The sequence below is a fragment of the Bizionia psychrotolerans genome (assembly GCF_001039595.1).
Genome location: NZ_JNGS01000004.1, coordinates 1 through 16,951 on the forward strand (window position 1 = coordinate 1; position 16,951 = coordinate 16,951).

Below are 16,951 nucleotides of genomic sequence, written 5' to 3' on the forward strand. Positions count from 1 at the left end.
TTTTTTTAACTTTGGCTAAATTCAATTTAGGAAATTTATGTCTTCACCAGAAGATTTTATGCTACCCTGTTTCAATAAGCAAATTTTAGGATTTGATTGTATGGGTTGCGGCTTACAACGATCTGTGGCTCTTATTTATAACGGTGAATTGCTAGCGGCTTTTAAAATGTATCCTGCAATTTATCCTCTAATATTGTTATTTATTTTTATTGGTCTGAATATTTTTTTTAAATTTCAACATTCAAATAAAATTATTAATACACTCGCAATTGTTACCATTAGTGTTATAATTGGGAGCTTTACCTTAAAACTAATCACTTAAAATTAACACATGGAAAAACAAAGACTCAATCCAACACTCGTTTATGTATTGGCAATTATCGGATTATTATGCTGCTGCCTTTCAGGCCTTGGCTTTATACTAGCTGGTATTGCCTTTTATATTGCACACAGTCAAATTAAAAAAGCACAATTAAATCCAGACGATTATGATTTAAAAAGTGTAAATGCCATGAATACGGCTAAAACTGTAGCATTGGTAATATTAATAATAAACATTCTGACTTTATGTTATGCCATGTATCAAATATATGCAATGGGTGGATGGGATGCTTATGTGAATCAATTTCAAGAAGCTTTTCAGCAAGGTTTAGAGTCATCTAACCAAAATTAATTCAATCTTATAAATAATATAGATACAAAAAAAGCGACGTTAAGTCGCTTTTTTTATTTTATAGGTTTTGAAAATCTATATGTTACTTCTCGAATTGCTTCAACGTTTTTGTTATAATAGAAACACAATCTAATAATTGCGCTTCCGTCATAACTAATGGTGGTGCAAAACGAATGATATTTCCATGTGTCGGTTTGGCTAATAAACCATTATCACGTAATGCTAAACAAATATTCCAAGCGGTATCGCTATCTTCATTGTCATTTATAACAATCGCGTTCAATAAACCTTTACCTCGAACCAAATTAACTATTGAACTAGTTTCGATAAATTTATTCATTTCACTTCGGAATAATTCACCTAATGTAAAAGCATTTTCAGCTAATTTCTCATCTCTAACCACTTCTAAAGCTGCCATAGCAACTGCTGCTGCAACAGGATTCCCACCAAAAGTACTTCCGTGGTTTCCAGGACGAATGACATTCATAATAGCATCATTTGCTAAAACCGCAGACACTGGATAGGCGCCTCCAGATAAGGCTTTACCTAAAATTAAAAGGTCTGGCTTAACTTCTGGTTCTTTGGAGCAGTTTTTATCTTCACAACTACAATTACCACATGTTGCTAATAAGCGACCCGTTCTAGCAATTCCTGTTTGAACTTCATCTGCAATAAATAATACATTGTATTTTTTACAAAGCGCTCTCGCTTTGGCTAAATAACCTGCTGCAGGCACATATACACCTGCCTCACCTTGAATAGGTTCAACTAAAAATCCGCCAACATTAGGGTTTGTCTTTAGTGCGTTTTCTAAAGCATCTAAATTATCATAAGCTATTTTAATAAATCCGTCTGTATAAGGTCCGAAATTTTTACGCGCTACTGGATCGTTTGAAAACGAAATAATAGTCGTTGTTCGCCCATGGAAATTATTTTCACACACAATTATTTCAGCTTCATTTTCAGGAATCCCTTTTACTTCATAAGCCCATTTTCTACAGATTTTTAAAGCTGTTTCTACTGCTTCAGCTCCTGTATTCATGGGTAATAATTTATCGAATCCGAAAAATTCACAAGCAAATTTCTCATATTTCCCCAGCATGTCATTATGAAATGCTCTAGATGTTAATGCTAACGTACTTGCTTGTTTATGCATAGCATCCACAATTTTGGGATGACAATGCCCTTGGTTTACAGCTGAATATGCTGAAAGAAAATCATAATACTTCTTCCCTTCTACATCCCAAACATGAACGCCTTCACCTTTAGCCAAAACCACTGGCAATGGATGATAATTGTGTGCACCATACTTGTTTTCTAAATCGATCGCTTCTTGCGATGTTACTTGGTCTAAAATAGCCATTTTAATTAAATTTAAGTTGTTGAATAAAATAACCATTCCTACTGTACCTTTATCCTTCCTAAATCCCGATAGGTATCGGGACGAAAATTCAGCGTGGGAGAGAAATCATCCCTAGGACTCGCAAATTACTAAATATCTACTGCTTCTTAAAATATTTCTCACATGTTTTTTGCTACGAAAAAAGAACCTACTTTTGCAGCATGGCAAGAAAAAACAGAAAACAAATATTTACCAATGTCGAAGTCGTTGATGCTGGTGCAAAAGGAAAAGTAATAGGTAAAGCAGCGGATGGCAAAGTTATCTTTATGCCAAATGCCGTACCTGGTGATGTTGTAGATGTGCAAACCTTTAAAAAGCGCAAAGCCTATTACGAAGGAAAAGCAACTGTGTTCCATAAATTATCAGAAAAACGTACCGAACCGGAATGTCAACATTTTGGCGTTTGTGGTGGTTGTAAGTGGCAAAACATGGGCTATGAGCACCAATTGTTTTATAAGCAAAAGGAAGTCTCCAATAATTTAACACGTATTGGTCATATTGAATTACCTGAAGTTACACCTATTTTAGGCTGCAAAGAGCCATACTTTTACCGAAATAAAATGGAATTTTCGTTTAGTGACAGCCGTTGGTTGACTTTGGAAGAAATTCAATCTGATAAAGATTTAGGTGATAGAAATGCGTTAGGTTTTCATATTCCAGGTATGTGGGATAAAATTCTGGATATTAAAAAATGCCATTTGCAAGCAGATCCATCTAATGCCATTAGAAATGCCGTTAAAGAATTTGCTATTGCGAATGATTTAGAGTTTTTCAACACTAGAAACCAACATGGTTTACTGCGAACTATGATGATTAGAACATCATCGACAGGTGATATTATGGTGATGATTCAATTTTTTAAGGACGATAAAATCAAGCGTGAATTATTACTGGATTATTTAGGTAAAACCTTTCCTGAAATCACATCACTTCAATATGTGGTGAATGAGAAAGCGAATGATACCATTTATGATCAAGACGTTATTTGTTATAAAGGAAACGATCACATTTTTGAAGAAATGGAAGGCTTAAAATTTAAAATTAATGCCAAATCTTTTTATCAAACCAATTCAGAACAAGCTTATGAACTTTATAAAATAACGCGAGATTTTGCTGGACTTTCAGGAAACGAACTCGTTTACGATTTATACACAGGAACTGGAACCATTGCACAATTTATTGCTAAAGAAGCTAACAAAGTAGTTGGTGTAGAAGCCGTTCCAGATGCTATTCTAGCTGCAAAAGCCAATGCTCAATTAAATGGTATTAAAAATGTTGAATTTTATGTTGGTGACATGAAGAATGTATTTAATCAAGATTTTATCAATACCCATGGTCATCCTGATGTTATTATTACGGATCCACCTCGTGATGGGATGCATAAAGATGTCGTTAATCAAATACTAAATATTGCTCCAGAAAAAATAGTTTATGTAAGTTGCAATAGCGCAACCCAAGCTCGCGATTTGCAAATTATGGACGAACACTATAAAGTAACACGTACGCAGGCCGTAGATATGTTTCCGCAAACACATCATGTGGAAAATGTTGTACTTTTGGAAAGAAGATAATATTTATGAAAAAAATAATTGCTTTATTAATTCTGCTAGGTTGCATTGCTTTTAGTTGCGAGCGTGATGATATCTGTACATTAGATACCGTTACTACACCGCGTTTAACCCTTGCATTTTATAGTGTGGAAAATCCGGAACAGCTAAACCCTAAAAATGTCATTAGATTTCGTGTGTATGGTATTGGGCTTGATGAAGAAAATACACTTCCAGATTTAGATGGAACTAAAAGCAGACAGACTATTTTATTACCTTTAAAAACAACTGAAACCAGTACTCAATATAGTGTTCACAAAAATTATAGAGTGAACAATAATAATACACCAGACGACCCATCAGACGATGTTGTTACGGGAAATGAAGACATTATTACCATATCATATGTTCCTGAAGAAGTTTATGTGTCCAGAGCTTGTGGTTTTAAAACCGTATTTAAAAACATTTCGATTACCGTTGAAGATGATGGTGATAAATGGATCCGAATTATTCAGTCGGTTAATGATAATCAAATAGTAGAAAATGAAAATACAGCAAACTTTGGCATCTTTCATTAAAATTTTTGTGTTTGCTATGCTGTTTTGTTCAGTTTCATTTGCACAAAACGATAGTATTCCCACAAATAAAAAAATTTGAAGATAGCATCAATAAAAATGAAAAATACGGCTTACGCATTGGTGGTGATGCCAGTAAATTAATTCGTTCCTTTTTGGATGATGACTATAAAGGTTTTGAAATTAATGGTGATTTCCGCTTTACAAAAAAATGGTACTTAGCGGCAGAATTTGGTATAGAAGAAAAACGTACCACAACCGATTATATTGATGCCACAGCAACAGGAACGTATATCAAATTAGGAGCCGATTATAATGCCTATCAAAATTGGTATGGCATGAGTAATTTGCTTTATGGTGGTTTTCGTGTGGCTGCCAGTAATTTTAGTCAGAAACTTGATGGCTATGGTGTGTACTCTCAAAATCAATATTGGGCTCCTCAATTTACTTCAACAGAATCTCGAGAATATAGCGGCTTAAATGCTGTTTGGGCTGAATTTATTGTCGGTTTAAAAGTAGAAGTACTTAATAATTTATTTTTAGGCGTCAACGCACAATTCAAATATATCGTTACGCAAAGTGAACCTGATAATTTTGAAAACCTTTATATTCCTGGCTACAATAAAACCTATGATAGTGGAAGCTTTGGGTTTGGTTATGGTTATAACATTTCGTATTTAATTCCCATTTTCAAGAAAGGGAAGTAGTGTTCAGTGTTCAGTGTTCAGTGTTCAGTGTTCAAGAAAAATAAAATACGCCACAACTTAACAATTCACACCTGAACAACTCTGCGTCTTCGCGCCTTCGCGAGAAATCATTCAGGTTTAACTTCGATATCGACTTCAGTTTCAACTAAACAACCCTGTCTGCCTCTTGGCAGAAAACAACTACACAACTTCTCACCCTCTCACCTTCCCAACAACCCAAAGTACAACCTTAAAAACCATAACAGCCAAAAGACCAACAACTAAACCAATCACAAATTCCTTAAGTATGGCAGGCCAAGATTCTAAAACATGATGAAAAAAATCAATATTATGAGCAAAAATGCCACCAGAAACTAGCAATAACGCTATAGTTCCAATAACTGATAAACTTTTAATGACATAAGGTAATGCGCCAACTAAAATAGTTCCAAAACCATGCATGAAACCTTTCCCATTACTTTTCGCTACTAGTTTTAAACCAAAATCATCCATACGAACAATGAGCGCCACAATGCCATAAACACCAACAGTAGCTATAATAGCTACGATAGATACCACCAAAATTTGAATCAAGAGTGTTTGCTCTAAAACCGCACCTAATGCAATAATGACGATTTCTACAGATAAGATAAAATCGGTTATAATGGCTGATTTCACTTTGGCTTGTTCTAATTCAAGAATCTCTGCTTCTGAAGGAACTTCAGTAACATCAAGCTGTTCAGCTTCATGGTTTTTATGAGGCACAACATATTCGTAAATTTTTTCAGCTCCTTCAAAAGCCAAATAAATACCTCCTAAAACCAGAATAACCGTTACAGCGGCAGGTAAAAAAGCACTCAATAAAAAAGCTATAGGTAAAATAATTAATTTGTTTAAAAAAGACCCTTTGGTTATTGCCCACAACACAGGCAATTCTCTAGAGGACACAAAACCAGAAGCTTTTTCGGCATTAACCGCTAAATCATCGCCTAAAATTCCAGCAGTTTTTTTAGTGGTGACTTTGCTTAAAACAGCCACATCATCCATAAGAGCAGCAATATCATCAAGAAGAGCGAAAAATCCAGAAGCCATAAAAATCGAATATCAGTTTAAATAAAAAATTAAGCTTGTATACTTTTAGCCGTTAATAGTGACATGATAACATACAGTAGAATTACGATTGGAATAGCAGCGAAATTCAGAACAATTAATAATACTAGGGTTAAAATCAGAAAGATGTAGCGTGTTATATTCGATTTAAAATCCCACGTTTTAAATTTAAGCGCAAATAAATTCACAGGTGCATTAAGCATAAAAGTACTTATCAGTGTGATGATAATCAGAAACCAAGGATTTAATATCAAGGCATTCATCCCATCATGATTTTGAAATTCAATAATCAGCGGTAAGGATAAAATGAATATGGCATTCGCAGGTGTTGGTAAACCCTTAAAATAGCTTTGTTGATCTTCATCTATATTAAATTTAGCCAATCTATATGCGGATGACAACGTGATAAAGAATCCCACAAAAGCTAATGGAGCATACTGAAATCCATCAAAATGTGTGGCATGAGACCAAAGTGCTTCCGTGTTTTCTGAAACTGGATTACCTACAGATAATTGTAGTAATTTAAACATCACCACGCCTGGAACCAAGCCGCTTGTTACCATATCAGCAAGCGAATCTAACTGAACACCTAACGGTCCCTGAACGTTAAATTTACGGGCAAAAAACCCATCGAAAAAATCAAAGAAAATACCTAAAAAAACAAAAACGGCAGCTGTTACAAATTGGTTATTAACAGCCAATACAACAGCAACACAGCCACATAATAAATTAAGTAAGGTTATAAAATTAGGAAGATGTTTTTTCATAGTTCTTAATATAGTTGTGTAAAAATAGTAAACTATTTGTGGCAAACCATAACGTTTGAAACGTTTTTATAGGTTACAGCATATTCATTATTCTTTTTAACTTTAGATATCTTTAAATTAATAATTAAATTCCAATCCCAACTTTGAAACTCTATTACCTAATAACTCATTAACCCAATAACTCACCAAAAACATCATCAATTTTCAAATAACATGGTCATTTCTCACAGAATTACCAGATAAAAACAACCAACAAACAATAACTCAACGATTTTGAAGTTTAATATGTTGAAAAATTGTGGCATATTTGCAAAAAAAGAATTGTATTTGAAAGCATTACTAACCGCAGCACTGTTAGTTTCAGTTTCTGCAACCGTATTTAGTCAAGCCGTCCGTAAATATTCAAATGAATTTATGAATATTGGTGTGGATGCCGCTGCATTGGGTATGAGTAATGCCGTAACAGCGCATTCTGCCGATGTCAATTCGGGTTATTGGAATCCAGCAGGACTGGTAAATATTGAGGATAAGCAAATAGCACTCATGCACTCCAGCTATTTTGCCAACATTGCTAATTATGATTATTTAGCTTTTGCCATGCCTATTGACGATCGTTCTGCTATTGGCATTTCGGTCATTCGTTTTGCTGTTGATGATATTCTAAACACAACCCAATTAATTGACGATGAAGGCAATATTAATTATGACAGAATCAGTTTGTTTTCAACAGCCGATTATGGTGTAACATTTTCCTACGCTAGAAGATTACCTTTAGATGGTTTAAATTATGGAATTAACGCTAAAGTTATCCGACGAATTATTGGAGATTTTGCCTCATCTTGGGGATTTGGTTTAGATGCTGCCATTCAGTTTGAAACGGATAGCAATTGGAAATTTGGTGTCATGGCACGCGATATTACCACAACGTTTAACGCATGGGCTATTGATGAAGATGAATTTGCTACCATTCAAGATGCTGTGGAAGGTCAGAATCAAGAATTACCAGAAACAACCGAAATTACCATCCCAAAATTACAAATTGGTGTTGCCAAAGAATTCATTATTCGCTACGATTATTCATTGTTAGCGGAAGTTGATTTAAATGTACGCTTCGAACAAAACAACGATATTATTTCAACATCAGTCGCCAGTATTACGCCTTCTGTAGGGTTACAATTTGGCTATTTAGATATGGTGTTTCTGCGAACAGGCGTTGGGAATTTTCAAAACGAACTTCAAATAGATAATAACGAACGCGTTTCCTTTCAACCAAGCATTGGCGTTGGTTTTAAATATAAAGGGATTCAAGTAGATTATGCATTTACCGATATTGGCGATCAAAGTATTGCCCTATATTCCAATGTGTTTTCCTTAAAATTGGATTTTAGTATTTTCAGATAACTTGCAGTCTTATGAACTTTCGTTTTTTAGGTGTATTACTTTTACTAGGTTTTCAAAATGTTTGTGGTCAGCAATTGTCTCCTCAAGCAGAAGTTAGCGTTTTAACAATAGGATCTGGAACGTCATTAAATGATGCCTTCGGACATAATATTTTCAGAATTCGCGATCGCGCCAACGATTTAGATATGGCCTATGATTACGGACGTTTTCCCTTTAACGAACCTGGTTTTTATTTGAATTTTGCGCAAGGAAAGCTCAATTATTCCATCGGAAAGAGTAAATACAAGGACATTAAGGATTTTTATATTTGGCAAAATCGCAGCATTCAAGAACAAGTCCTGAATCTTTCTTTGGAAGAAAAGCAAAAACTATCTGATTATCTTCAAAACAATTACAAACCCGAAAATCGCGAGTATCTGTACGATTTCTTTTTTGATAATTGCGCCACCAAAATTAAAGATGTTTTACAAATTGTTTTAAACAATCAAATCACGTTTCACCAGCCAGAAAATTTCGAACCACAAACCTTTCGAAGCCTTATTCGCGAAAAAGTGCCTGTAAATACGTGGGGAAGTGTGGGTATTGATTTGGCATTGGGCTCGGTTATCGATCAGCAAGCCACAGCCGAAGAACACATGTTTTTACCATCATACATTCACACCTTTTTTAGTACGACAAGCATAGGTGAAAGAAAACTAGTTAAAAGCGAAAAAACCATCTATCAAGAAAAACCTATAATGTCAAACTCTGATTTTTTCTGGAGCCCTTTGGTGTTTTTCGGATTAATAAGTCTTTTAATTCTTTGGATTACGTATCGTGATTTTAAAAAACAAAAACGCAGCAAAACTTTAGATGCGGTAATACTAATTACAACATCCATTTTAGGAATCCTTGTTCTGCTATTATGGTTTGCAACAGATCATCAAGCCACAGCTCAAAATTATAACCTGTTATGGGCTTTCCCGTTAAATGGCTTTCTACTATGGCAAATCGCAAAACCTAAACCAAAAAAGTGGATCATCCCATTTATGAAGTTTTTAGTGATTATGCTAGCCTTAATGAGTTTTCATTGGATTATAGGTGTACAAGTATTTGCTCCAGCTATGATTCCATTCTTTGTAGCTTTATTAGTGAGATATGTATTTTTAGTCAAATATTTTAATACGAAGGTTAATTCCTAATACATTTCTACTTTCTAGTTTTCCGAAGGTATTAAAATGTAAGATTTAAAGTTCAAATTCATTCATTATCAAATTCATACAACTCCACAACAAACAACTCCACACCTCTTATTGCCCTCTAAAATAAAGCATCGTCCCAACAGTTTTAACCATAACGTTAAAATCCAGAAAGAAACTTCGATGTTTAATATAATACAAATCGTATTGAAGTTTCAGCAAACTATCTTCAACCGTATTACCGTAGCGCACATTAATTTGCGCCCAACCCGTTAAACCTGGTTTTACAATGTGGCGTGTTTCATAAAAAGGAATAACCTGTGATAATTCTTTTACAAAATGTGGTCGTTCTGGTCTCGGTCCAATCAGGCTCATATCACCTTTTAAAATATTTAAAAATTGAGGGACTTCATCCAATCGAGAACGTCTCAAGAATTTACCAAAAGGTGTTATACGACTATCATTCTCGGCCGCCCAAACAGCACCATGCATTTCTGCGTTTATTACCATGGTTCGGAATTTAACAATTCGAAATATAACACCATTCTTTCCAACCCGCTCTTGAAAGTAAAATAGTGGACCACGGTTACCAATAAAGTTTATAAGATAAACAAAGGGAACAATCATTAAACCGAATAAAACGCCAATAGAAGAAAACACCATATCAAAGGTACGATGAAAAAACAAATACAGTTTATTTTGATTACTTCTGCTAAACGGAAAATACTTGTAAAAATCTTTGCCAACAAACTGCACAGGCACACGGTAGGTAATATCTTCATAAACTTGAGTGTATTCCTTAATAGGAAACCCACGTTCCAACAACGTAATAAGATCATGATAAATCTCCGACGTAATAGTTTCCGCATTATAACTAGCCACAACTATTTCAGAAATAGATTGTTCTTGAATGATACGATGTAAATCTTTTGGCTGGTATTCTATAATTTCTTTAAACGTAATACCATCTTCTAAAACCTGCTCGCAATTTATATATCCAATAATCTTATAGTTCGGATCTGCATGCTTAAATGCATTTACAATGGTTTCTATATTAGATATTTCACCTACAATAAGTACTTTTTTATAAAATCGCGGTGAGGCAATAAAATTAATATAAATTAAGCGCCAGATACACAAAGAAACAATAATGGCGAGGTAGAAATATACAATTTGTAAGCGATTGGAAGGTAAAAGTGGTGTAAAAAATGGCGTCAATAAATAGAAGAGAACAGTTACCGATGCCGTTAAAACAATATTAGCAAATACTTTATCGGCTCTGCTTGCTTTCTGAAGGTCATAAAGCTCAAAAACCGTCCCGAAGATGGTAATATAAACAACCAAAACGCCAACCCAAGTCCAATTTTCGGGTGTAATAGTAAAATAATCAAAATGAAACCAATTACTAATCAAGTACAAACCCAAAAGCACACTAAAAACATCCACAAGGCGCAAAAGCAACTTACGTTCTGATATATTAAAATGAATAGTCTGTTTTCCCATGTTGATTCAATAGCATGGTAAAGATAATAAGTTCACTAAAACTTGCAAGTTTATTTACTATTATTGAGATGTTAGTGGGTAGTGGGTAGTAAAGTTTTATTTCTCAACTTAAAGATAGCAACACCTCACATCTCCTCGTCTCTGCCTATTCGCAATAAATTATCTCAATAACTGCCCAAGAATAAATCCCCAAATTAATAAAACCGCAACAATCCCAAAGCCATTCCCCAACCGTTTTCAGAATTAGAGAGCTACCAAGCTATCGTAAAAGCTCCATATCAAGGGAGTTATGAACCAAAGTAATTTAACAATCCTATTTAACCTAAAGAAAAAAGCGAACGTCACGCAGTGATTTCCTAAAAACGGTTTTGATTTTTTGGTTCTTTTGTATCAAGACAAAAGAATGAATAAAAAAAGAAAAGTAAAATAATAATGAAGACATAAATTACTACTTCATTAAGTATTATTCTTAAATAGCTACTCAAAGAACTTTCTTCCACTCAAGCCTAACCAAACCCCAATCAAACCCCTCCACCATCTCGCGAGCAGCTGCCGCCATAGTCTGCGTAGCAGCAACACCTGAAACCAACCGAATAATAGCGCCTTCAAAAGCATCCGCATCATAAGGTGGAACCAATAGTCCAGTTACACCATGATTAATCAAATACGGCATCCCACCAACATCAGTAGACACAACAGGTAACCCAAGCGCCATAGCTTCAATCACACTCACGGGCATATTATCAAAATTCGTAGTATTAATAAAAATAGTATAATCAGCAGCCAAAGCAAGCCACTCGGTTTTAGAAAGCTTCCCCGTAAACCGTACGGCAACATCCAAATCGGAAGCCAGTTTTTGCGTGGTCTGAAAACTACCATCGCCTGTATCAGGTCCTATCATACAGAGTTCACAAGCATAACCAGCATCCTGTAAGCGTTTTAAAACATGAACGGCTAATTGCGGATTATAAATATCTGAAAACGATCGCACCCAAAGCAACCGAATCCTATCATGAGTTTTTTGTTGAAATATATATTGCTCAATGGAAACACTATTAGGAATATATACAACCCGCTTAAAACCAGCAGCTTCAAATTGGGTTTGTAAATATAATGAGGGCGACACCAAACAGCGCGCATACCTAAATAATAACCTGCTCATTTGGGGTGAATGCTGCAATCGACTGGGCAAATTACCACCATGCAAAATAGGAATATAAGGTAACTTCAATAATCGGCAAAGCTGACTCACCAAAAACGCGTAATAAAAATTACTCGTGCTATACGTATCAATCAAAACCACATCGGCGCGCTTGGCATAGCGGCATACACTATAAAGCATATCAATCAAACGCAAGAGTTTGTTGCTCTTGGAAGAAGAAGAATACAACCTATAGCCTTCGCTAGTTAACAAAGGCCCTAAAACACCAATAGCAGATATATTACTCCGCGCTTGGTTTAAGTGGTTTCCTATGTAAAGGACGTTTGTCATGTGTTACGTGTAATAAGGCTAATCCATAAATAAAAGCGGGCATGGCAATCCGCATGGACATATGGTTAATGGTTAAAAACCAAAAGGCTAGAAAGGCATAAAAGTAATAATTACCCTTATTTTTGGCGCGCATTTCTAGCGGTTTAAAAATTAAAATCAATAGGATAATCACCCCAAAAATACCGTGTTCAGCTAGGGTACGGCTAAACTCACTATGCGAGGTTACACCCTGACCCTCCTCTTCTTTTCGCTGATCTTTCGCGCGGCTGGAGCCAATCCCCCAAAACGGACTGGCCATAAATCCTTCCAATTCATCTTCAAATAATTCCGCACGTCCTGTAGTTATACTCGCTTTTTCGCGTCCTAAATGATCCTTATTAGCATACCGCAAATTGACCAACCCATCGGTTTGATTAATACTCACAAACCAAGTCATCACCAAACTTATACAAAATAAACCAAAAATGGCAATAACCTCATTCCGTTTTTTAGCCCGAGAGTGTCTGTAATAATAAAAGAGGAAAATCAAAATAGCCATAATAGCCGCTATGACTCCTCCACGACTCATAGTGGTGATGGCCCGAAAAGTAATGAGTCCCAAAAGCACAGAATTTAAAATTTTTAAGGCCAAGCCAGGTGATTTGGTAAAGAGCCGAATAGCCATAATAAACATCCCAAGCCCCAAAGCAGCAGATACTTGATTGGCACCCCAACCACCAGCTGCATCACGATTAGATGCTGTATTAGCCAAAACATCTCGTAAATTAGGAGTGTAAAAATAAACATAGGCGGTATGGGCTATGATAGGCAAAACCATAAACAACATAATTTGTGACATCTGATGATAGGTCACCCGCTTATCATAACAAAATAAAGCGGCTAGCCCCAAACACACAGGGCCACTTAATACAAAGGCTATATTGGTTCTAAAATTGGCGTCAAAACTCAAGGTGGTTGAGGCTACAAAGATAGAAGGCACTAAAAACATAAGATAAATAAAATACGGATAACCTTTCCCAGACAACCCTTTATAAAACATCCCAATAAGCACAAAAACAATCACCATATATTTTCCGGCCTCATAAGAAATGGCACCTTTGGTCGTTCTAAAAAAAACCTCAGCACCCACAAAATAAGCACAAGCTTTTAAAACCTCATAGGTTCTAACGTTTTCGGCTGAATTAATAATGCGATAGATAAAATAAAAAACGGCACCAAAAAAATAAAGCTTCGCAATACTTTCATTTAAGTAAATTAAAATCCCCAAGACGGCATGAAATCCTACGGCACTGATATAGGTTATATTGGTTTTCAAGGGTTATATATGGTGTCTGTTTAGAATATACCTGCAAGTTACTATAAAAATACCATTCAATAAGAATTAGAAAAATGGCAATTGTTAAGAAAAAATCTTTTTATAATCGTCTAATGGAAACTTGTAATGATAGCTTTTACCAGAAAGATAAACCATAAAATGAATCATAAAAACAGGTATATAAGGTCTAGCTATTTTCAAATACCGATCATAAATAGCATTCCGATAATCACAGATTAAAAAGGGAGTAATATCACTGCTTAAATAATTTTTAGTTACTTGTGCTTGGGGGATGTCTTGATGTGGTATAAAAGACTCATAATGCAAAAATTGGTCACGCCGTGATAAATGATAAAGCTCAATCACGGAAAGAGGAACTTTGTCGACATCATAAAATAAAACACCCCAAGAAGGATCTATCAACAACCATTTTTGTAACTCTTTAATATAAACTTCATTAAAAGAATGACCACCATTAGCAGGATTAAAAGGCGCACTTGTAGTACCCCATTCACGAACGGGTATATCATTAATCACGCAAAAATTATTAAATACCTGTGCCAAATCGCTACAAACACCTCCAGAGCCATATAATAAGGTATGTAATGCCTGTTCGGAAGGCTCACTCAAACCAGGTCCTACTTTAGTATGTGCTAACAACCAAGTAACCATCTGTTTAATAAGTTTTAAATCAGAATCCGGTTTACCATGTGTAAATATTTCAGAGTTAACGGTATAAAATAAATTCGGAATATGGTCTTTCCCATTCATCGTATTATAACGACAAGGGGCAATAGCAGCAACACTTGAATTTTTGGACAGCAGTCGAAATCGGGTAACATATAAGAAAGGATGGCGCTTTAACGTCCAATGCAGCTTTTTAAAAATCATTAACTGGGTGATAGATAATTAGTTTGGTTTAAAAATAGATTTTTTTTTCTAAAAGTGCCGTTTTATTTCGAAAAATGCCAAAAATTAGAGAACATGGTCTAAAAGCCGTTCATTGTAATACGAATAACTAAAGCGATGCATGGCATCCATGGAAACGGATCGCATCGCATAACAAGCCTCTGGAGTCAAATGTAAGAAATCGTGAATGCAAACCAATAATGACGAAACATCTACTTGCTGCATCAAAAATCCATTGACCCCATCTTGAATATAATGACTAATAGAGGACACATTAGAAACAATCGGAATACAACCAAAATTGAGTGCTTCAGCAATCACTTTGGGAAAACCTTCTGATGCAGAAGGTAATATAATGGCATGAGACATTTTATATATAGCATGAACGGCATCTCGAGATAAATAGCCATAGAATTTTATAGGAAGTCCTAATGTTAACGTTTGTTCTTTATAATAATCCATGCGTGACCCATCGCCTACGAAATGAATGGTGCCAATTTTCTTTCGCGCTTCTTGGTCTAAATTGGAAATAGATTGTAGTATTAAGTCAACACCTTTGGCAGCTTCCAAACGGCCAACAAAACAAAAATCAAGCGGATAGTCAAAAGTCTTTTGCAAAATAGTAGCTTGACCATCTAAAATATTTTGTTCTGTTAAACACGGATTTTCAAAAGGTAAACACTGTTTGGGCAGATCATCCCAATACCCATTAATGGTAACAGGTCTCGATTGATGTTCTAATAACCATTTCTGAAACCGATATGCCAAAGGTGCTCCCTTTTGATTCCAATTCCCAGCATATTTATACCAACCTTTTTGAGAGGTGAAAAACATTAAATACGGTATCACATATACACCAATCCCGGTTGGCGCTCGAAACTGAAAATAATCAGATTGTCGCAACCCGCTCCGAATAGTTCTTATTATTTGTGGCGCTCGGAAAACGACACCCATTTTATCCTGCCAGGTTGTTCCACCAACCACTGGTAATGCCTTAAATGTAATGTTTTTAGACGTATAAGGCATCGCACTTGGTGGTGCATCGCAATCATGAAGCATGGCGACATGGGTAATAGTATCAAAAACATGGAGAAGTTCATTAATTTCAGTAACGGTAGATCCTAAACCCACTAAAGTACCATCATCTTGGAGATAGTGCTCGGTATGTGATATAATGGTTAATGTTCTCATGAAATTAAGGAAATATAGCGTTTAATAATCGTATTCCAGTCGTGCTGCTCCGCCCAATTTTTGGCCTGCTTATTAAAATTATGCTGATTTTCTAATAGGGTTTTCATATGCAAACTAAAAGCGGGTGCATCAAGACTATCAATTAAAAAACCAGTAACACCAGAATCAATAGCATCAGAGATGCCACAATTGGTAGAACCAATAGCTGGAATACCTAAAGCATTCGCTTCTAAAATTGCAATCCCAAAGCCTTCTACATCGCCTGTTTCGATCTCAATACTCAACATAACAAAAATATCGGTTCCCAAGAGTATCGATTTAAGCTCTGATTCTGATACAGCACCATGAAAGCTAACATGTGCATCAACATCTAATTGTTTAGCTTCTTCCATAAATTCAACCGCTTCTGTAGGAATCCCGACACAATGATAATGCGCATTAGGGTAGGCTTTCAACAAGTCTGGCAATAATTTAATAACCTGTAGTTGACCTTTGCGAGAACTGACACGACCAACGGTAGTCAAAACGGGATGACCACTTAACGTAGCTTTCTGTAATCCTTCAGTTTGCCAGTCCATTAAATCAATGCCATTCGGAATAACGGTAACCTCACGTTCTATATGATCCACCAACTGTTTGGTATATTGAGAAACAGCAACAATAGTTTCAAAACGTTTTAAAGAAAAATCAATAGATTTTCGTAAGCCTTTGGATTTAAAATTAACTTCACTACCATGAATCACGGCCATTTTTTTACGATCATAAAAGAAGGAACACAACGCCACATTCCACAATGAAAATTTCCCAGTAGCAATCACACAATCGGCTTGCTTAAAATAAGTCAGTGTGTTCCGTATCCGATTCAAATACATCTTAAATCTCGGATTTTGCAACGGAATCCGTTTCACCTTAAAAGGTAATTTTGCATCAAATATTATTTCTTCCGAATTCACCGCTTCTCGCTGATCGGCTATAACCGTAACATCATAATTGTTTTTAGACAAATACAAAGCCAAATAATACGCATGGTTCCCTATACCACCAGGTTGCGGTGGAAATTCAGAACTAACAATAAGAATGCGTTTTTTATTCAATCTAGTATATTTTAATGCGTTGTAATTTTGAACTCTATAACTTTTAGCGAGCCACTTTTAACTCCTCACTCTTCACTTTCCACTTTTAACTTTTAACTTTTCACTTTT

The 16,951-nt window shown here is 35.5% G+C and carries 16 protein-coding genes; 7 read left to right on the plus strand and 9 right to left on the minus strand.

Translation table 11 applies throughout. The features are described 5' to 3' along the window. Positions 1 to 58 precede the first annotated feature (58 nt). The gene (locus tag GK51_RS00495; protein WP_316932002.1) at positions 59 to 322 is read left to right on the plus strand and encodes a DUF2752 domain-containing protein; all 264 of its coding nucleotides are present in this window, start codon (positions 59 to 61) and stop codon (positions 320 to 322) included. Positions 323 to 331: 9 nt separating this feature from the next. Further along, entirely contained in the window at positions 332 to 673 is a 342-nt protein-coding gene (locus GK51_RS00500) for a CCC motif membrane protein (RefSeq protein WP_048330958.1), read from the plus strand. Positions 674 to 755: 82 nt separating this feature from the next. Here the strand turns inward: GK51_RS00500 and rocD are convergent, their stop codons facing one another. Then, positions 756 to 2,036, minus strand: a complete 1,281-nt coding sequence (gene rocD / locus GK51_RS00505) for an ornithine--oxo-acid transaminase (RefSeq protein WP_048330979.1) — start codon at positions 2,034 to 2,036, stop codon at positions 756 to 758. A gap of 200 nt (positions 2,037 to 2,236) precedes the next feature. Between rocD and rlmD the strand changes: the two genes are divergently transcribed. From rlmD to GK51_RS00520, 3 genes are read left to right on the plus strand one after another with little or no spacing between them, the layout of a single operon-like run. Beyond that, entirely contained in the window at positions 2,237 to 3,646 is a 1,410-nt protein-coding gene (gene rlmD / locus GK51_RS00510; protein ID WP_048330960.1) for a 23S rRNA (uracil(1939)-C(5))-methyltransferase RlmD, read from the plus strand. A gap of 5 nt (positions 3,647 to 3,651) precedes the next feature. After that, on the plus strand, positions 3,652 to 4,200 hold the full coding sequence (locus GK51_RS00515; protein ID WP_048330961.1) for a DUF6452 family protein: 549 nt from the start codon (positions 3,652 to 3,654) through the stop codon (positions 4,198 to 4,200). A 38-nt stretch (positions 4,201 to 4,238) separates the two neighbouring features. Further along, positions 4,239 to 4,904 (plus strand): DUF6048 family protein, encoded by a 666-nt coding sequence (locus GK51_RS00520; RefSeq protein ID WP_048330963.1) that lies wholly within the window; start codon positions 4,239 to 4,241, stop codon positions 4,902 to 4,904. A gap of 192 nt (positions 4,905 to 5,096) precedes the next feature. On the opposite strand, the gene GK51_RS00525 is transcribed toward GK51_RS00520, so the two are convergent. Continuing rightward, positions 5,097 to 5,975, minus strand: coding sequence for a DUF808 domain-containing protein (locus tag GK51_RS00525; RefSeq protein WP_048330964.1), 879 nt, complete (start codon positions 5,973 to 5,975; stop codon positions 5,097 to 5,099). 29 nt (positions 5,976 to 6,004) lie between these two features. Continuing rightward, complete coding sequence (locus GK51_RS00530; RefSeq protein ID WP_048330965.1) at positions 6,005 to 6,760, minus strand: CDP-alcohol phosphatidyltransferase family protein; 756 nt, start codon at positions 6,758 to 6,760, stop codon at positions 6,005 to 6,007. 327 nt (positions 6,761 to 7,087) lie between these two features. On the opposite strand from GK51_RS00530, the gene GK51_RS00535 reads away from it, so the two are divergent. Beyond that, positions 7,088 to 8,161 (plus strand): putative type IX sorting system protein PorV2, encoded by a 1,074-nt coding sequence (locus GK51_RS00535; protein WP_082132679.1) that lies wholly within the window; start codon positions 7,088 to 7,090, stop codon positions 8,159 to 8,161. Between the two features lie 11 nt (positions 8,162 to 8,172). After that, complete coding sequence (locus GK51_RS00540) at positions 8,173 to 9,342, plus strand: lipoprotein N-acyltransferase Lnb domain-containing protein (RefSeq protein ID WP_048330969.1); 1,170 nt, start codon at positions 8,173 to 8,175, stop codon at positions 9,340 to 9,342. Positions 9,343 to 9,450: 108 nt separating this feature from the next. Here GK51_RS00540 and GK51_RS00545 read toward each other — a convergent pair whose 3' ends face one another. From GK51_RS00545 to GK51_RS00570, 6 genes are all read right to left on the minus strand, one after another. Then, complete coding sequence (locus GK51_RS00545; protein WP_048330971.1) at positions 9,451 to 10,842, minus strand: sugar transferase; 1,392 nt, start codon at positions 10,840 to 10,842, stop codon at positions 9,451 to 9,453. Between the two features lie 481 nt (positions 10,843 to 11,323). Continuing rightward, complete coding sequence (locus tag GK51_RS00550) at positions 11,324 to 12,334, minus strand: glycosyltransferase family 4 protein (RefSeq protein ID WP_048330973.1); 1,011 nt, start codon at positions 12,332 to 12,334, stop codon at positions 11,324 to 11,326. Next, positions 12,285 to 13,649 carry an O-antigen ligase family protein gene (locus tag GK51_RS00555; protein ID WP_048330975.1) on the minus strand — a complete coding sequence of 455 codons (1,365 nt, stop codon included), beginning with the start codon at positions 13,647 to 13,649 and terminating at the stop codon, positions 12,285 to 12,287. The genes GK51_RS00550 and GK51_RS00555 overlap by 50 nt, the downstream gene beginning before the upstream one ends. A gap of 84 nt (positions 13,650 to 13,733) precedes the next feature. Next, positions 13,734 to 14,540 (minus strand): transglutaminase domain-containing protein, encoded by an 807-nt coding sequence (locus GK51_RS00560; RefSeq protein ID WP_053069185.1) that lies wholly within the window; start codon positions 14,538 to 14,540, stop codon positions 13,734 to 13,736. Positions 14,541 to 14,624: 84 nt separating this feature from the next. Next, the gene (locus GK51_RS00565) at positions 14,625 to 15,749 is read right to left on the minus strand and encodes a glycosyltransferase (protein ID WP_053069186.1); all 1,125 of its coding nucleotides are present in this window, start codon (positions 15,747 to 15,749) and stop codon (positions 14,625 to 14,627) included. Continuing rightward, the gene (locus tag GK51_RS00570; RefSeq protein WP_048330977.1) at positions 15,746 to 16,843 is read right to left on the minus strand and encodes a glycosyltransferase family 4 protein; all 1,098 of its coding nucleotides are present in this window, start codon (positions 16,841 to 16,843) and stop codon (positions 15,746 to 15,748) included. Before GK51_RS00570 ends, GK51_RS00565 begins: the two co-directional genes overlap by 4 nt. Positions 16,844 to 16,951 lie beyond the last annotated feature (108 nt).

Coding starts and splice junctions, on each gene's coding strand:
- GK51_RS00495 (WP_316932002.1), top strand. CDS start 59: ATGCTACCCTGTTTCAATAAGCAAATTTTAGGATTTGATTGTATGGGT.
- GK51_RS00550 (WP_048330973.1), bottom strand. CDS start 12,334: ATGACAAACGTCCTTTACATAGGAAACCACTTAAACCAAGCGCGGAGT.
- GK51_RS00565 (WP_053069186.1), bottom strand. CDS start 15,749: ATGAGAACATTAACCATTATATCACATACCGAGCACTATCTCCAAGAT.
- rocD (WP_048330979.1), bottom strand. CDS start 2,036: ATGGCTATTTTAGACCAAGTAACATCGCAAGAAGCGATCGATTTAGAA.
- GK51_RS00525 (WP_048330964.1), bottom strand. CDS start 5,975: ATGGCTTCTGGATTTTTCGCTCTTCTTGATGATATTGCTGCTCTTATG.
- GK51_RS00545 (WP_048330971.1), bottom strand. CDS start 10,842: ATGGGAAAACAGACTATTCATTTTAATATATCAGAACGTAAGTTGCTT.
- GK51_RS00560 (WP_053069185.1), bottom strand. CDS start 14,540: ATGATTTTTAAAAAGCTGCATTGGACGTTAAAGCGCCATCCTTTCTTA.
- GK51_RS00515 (WP_048330961.1), top strand. CDS start 3,652: ATGAAAAAAATAATTGCTTTATTAATTCTGCTAGGTTGCATTGCTTTT.
- GK51_RS00540 (WP_048330969.1), top strand. CDS start 8,173: ATGAACTTTCGTTTTTTAGGTGTATTACTTTTACTAGGTTTTCAAAAT.
- GK51_RS00500 (WP_048330958.1), top strand. CDS start 332: ATGGAAAAACAAAGACTCAATCCAACACTCGTTTATGTATTGGCAATT.
- rlmD (WP_048330960.1), top strand. CDS start 2,237: ATGGCAAGAAAAAACAGAAAACAAATATTTACCAATGTCGAAGTCGTT.
- GK51_RS00530 (WP_048330965.1), bottom strand. CDS start 6,760: ATGAAAAAACATCTTCCTAATTTTATAACCTTACTTAATTTATTATGT.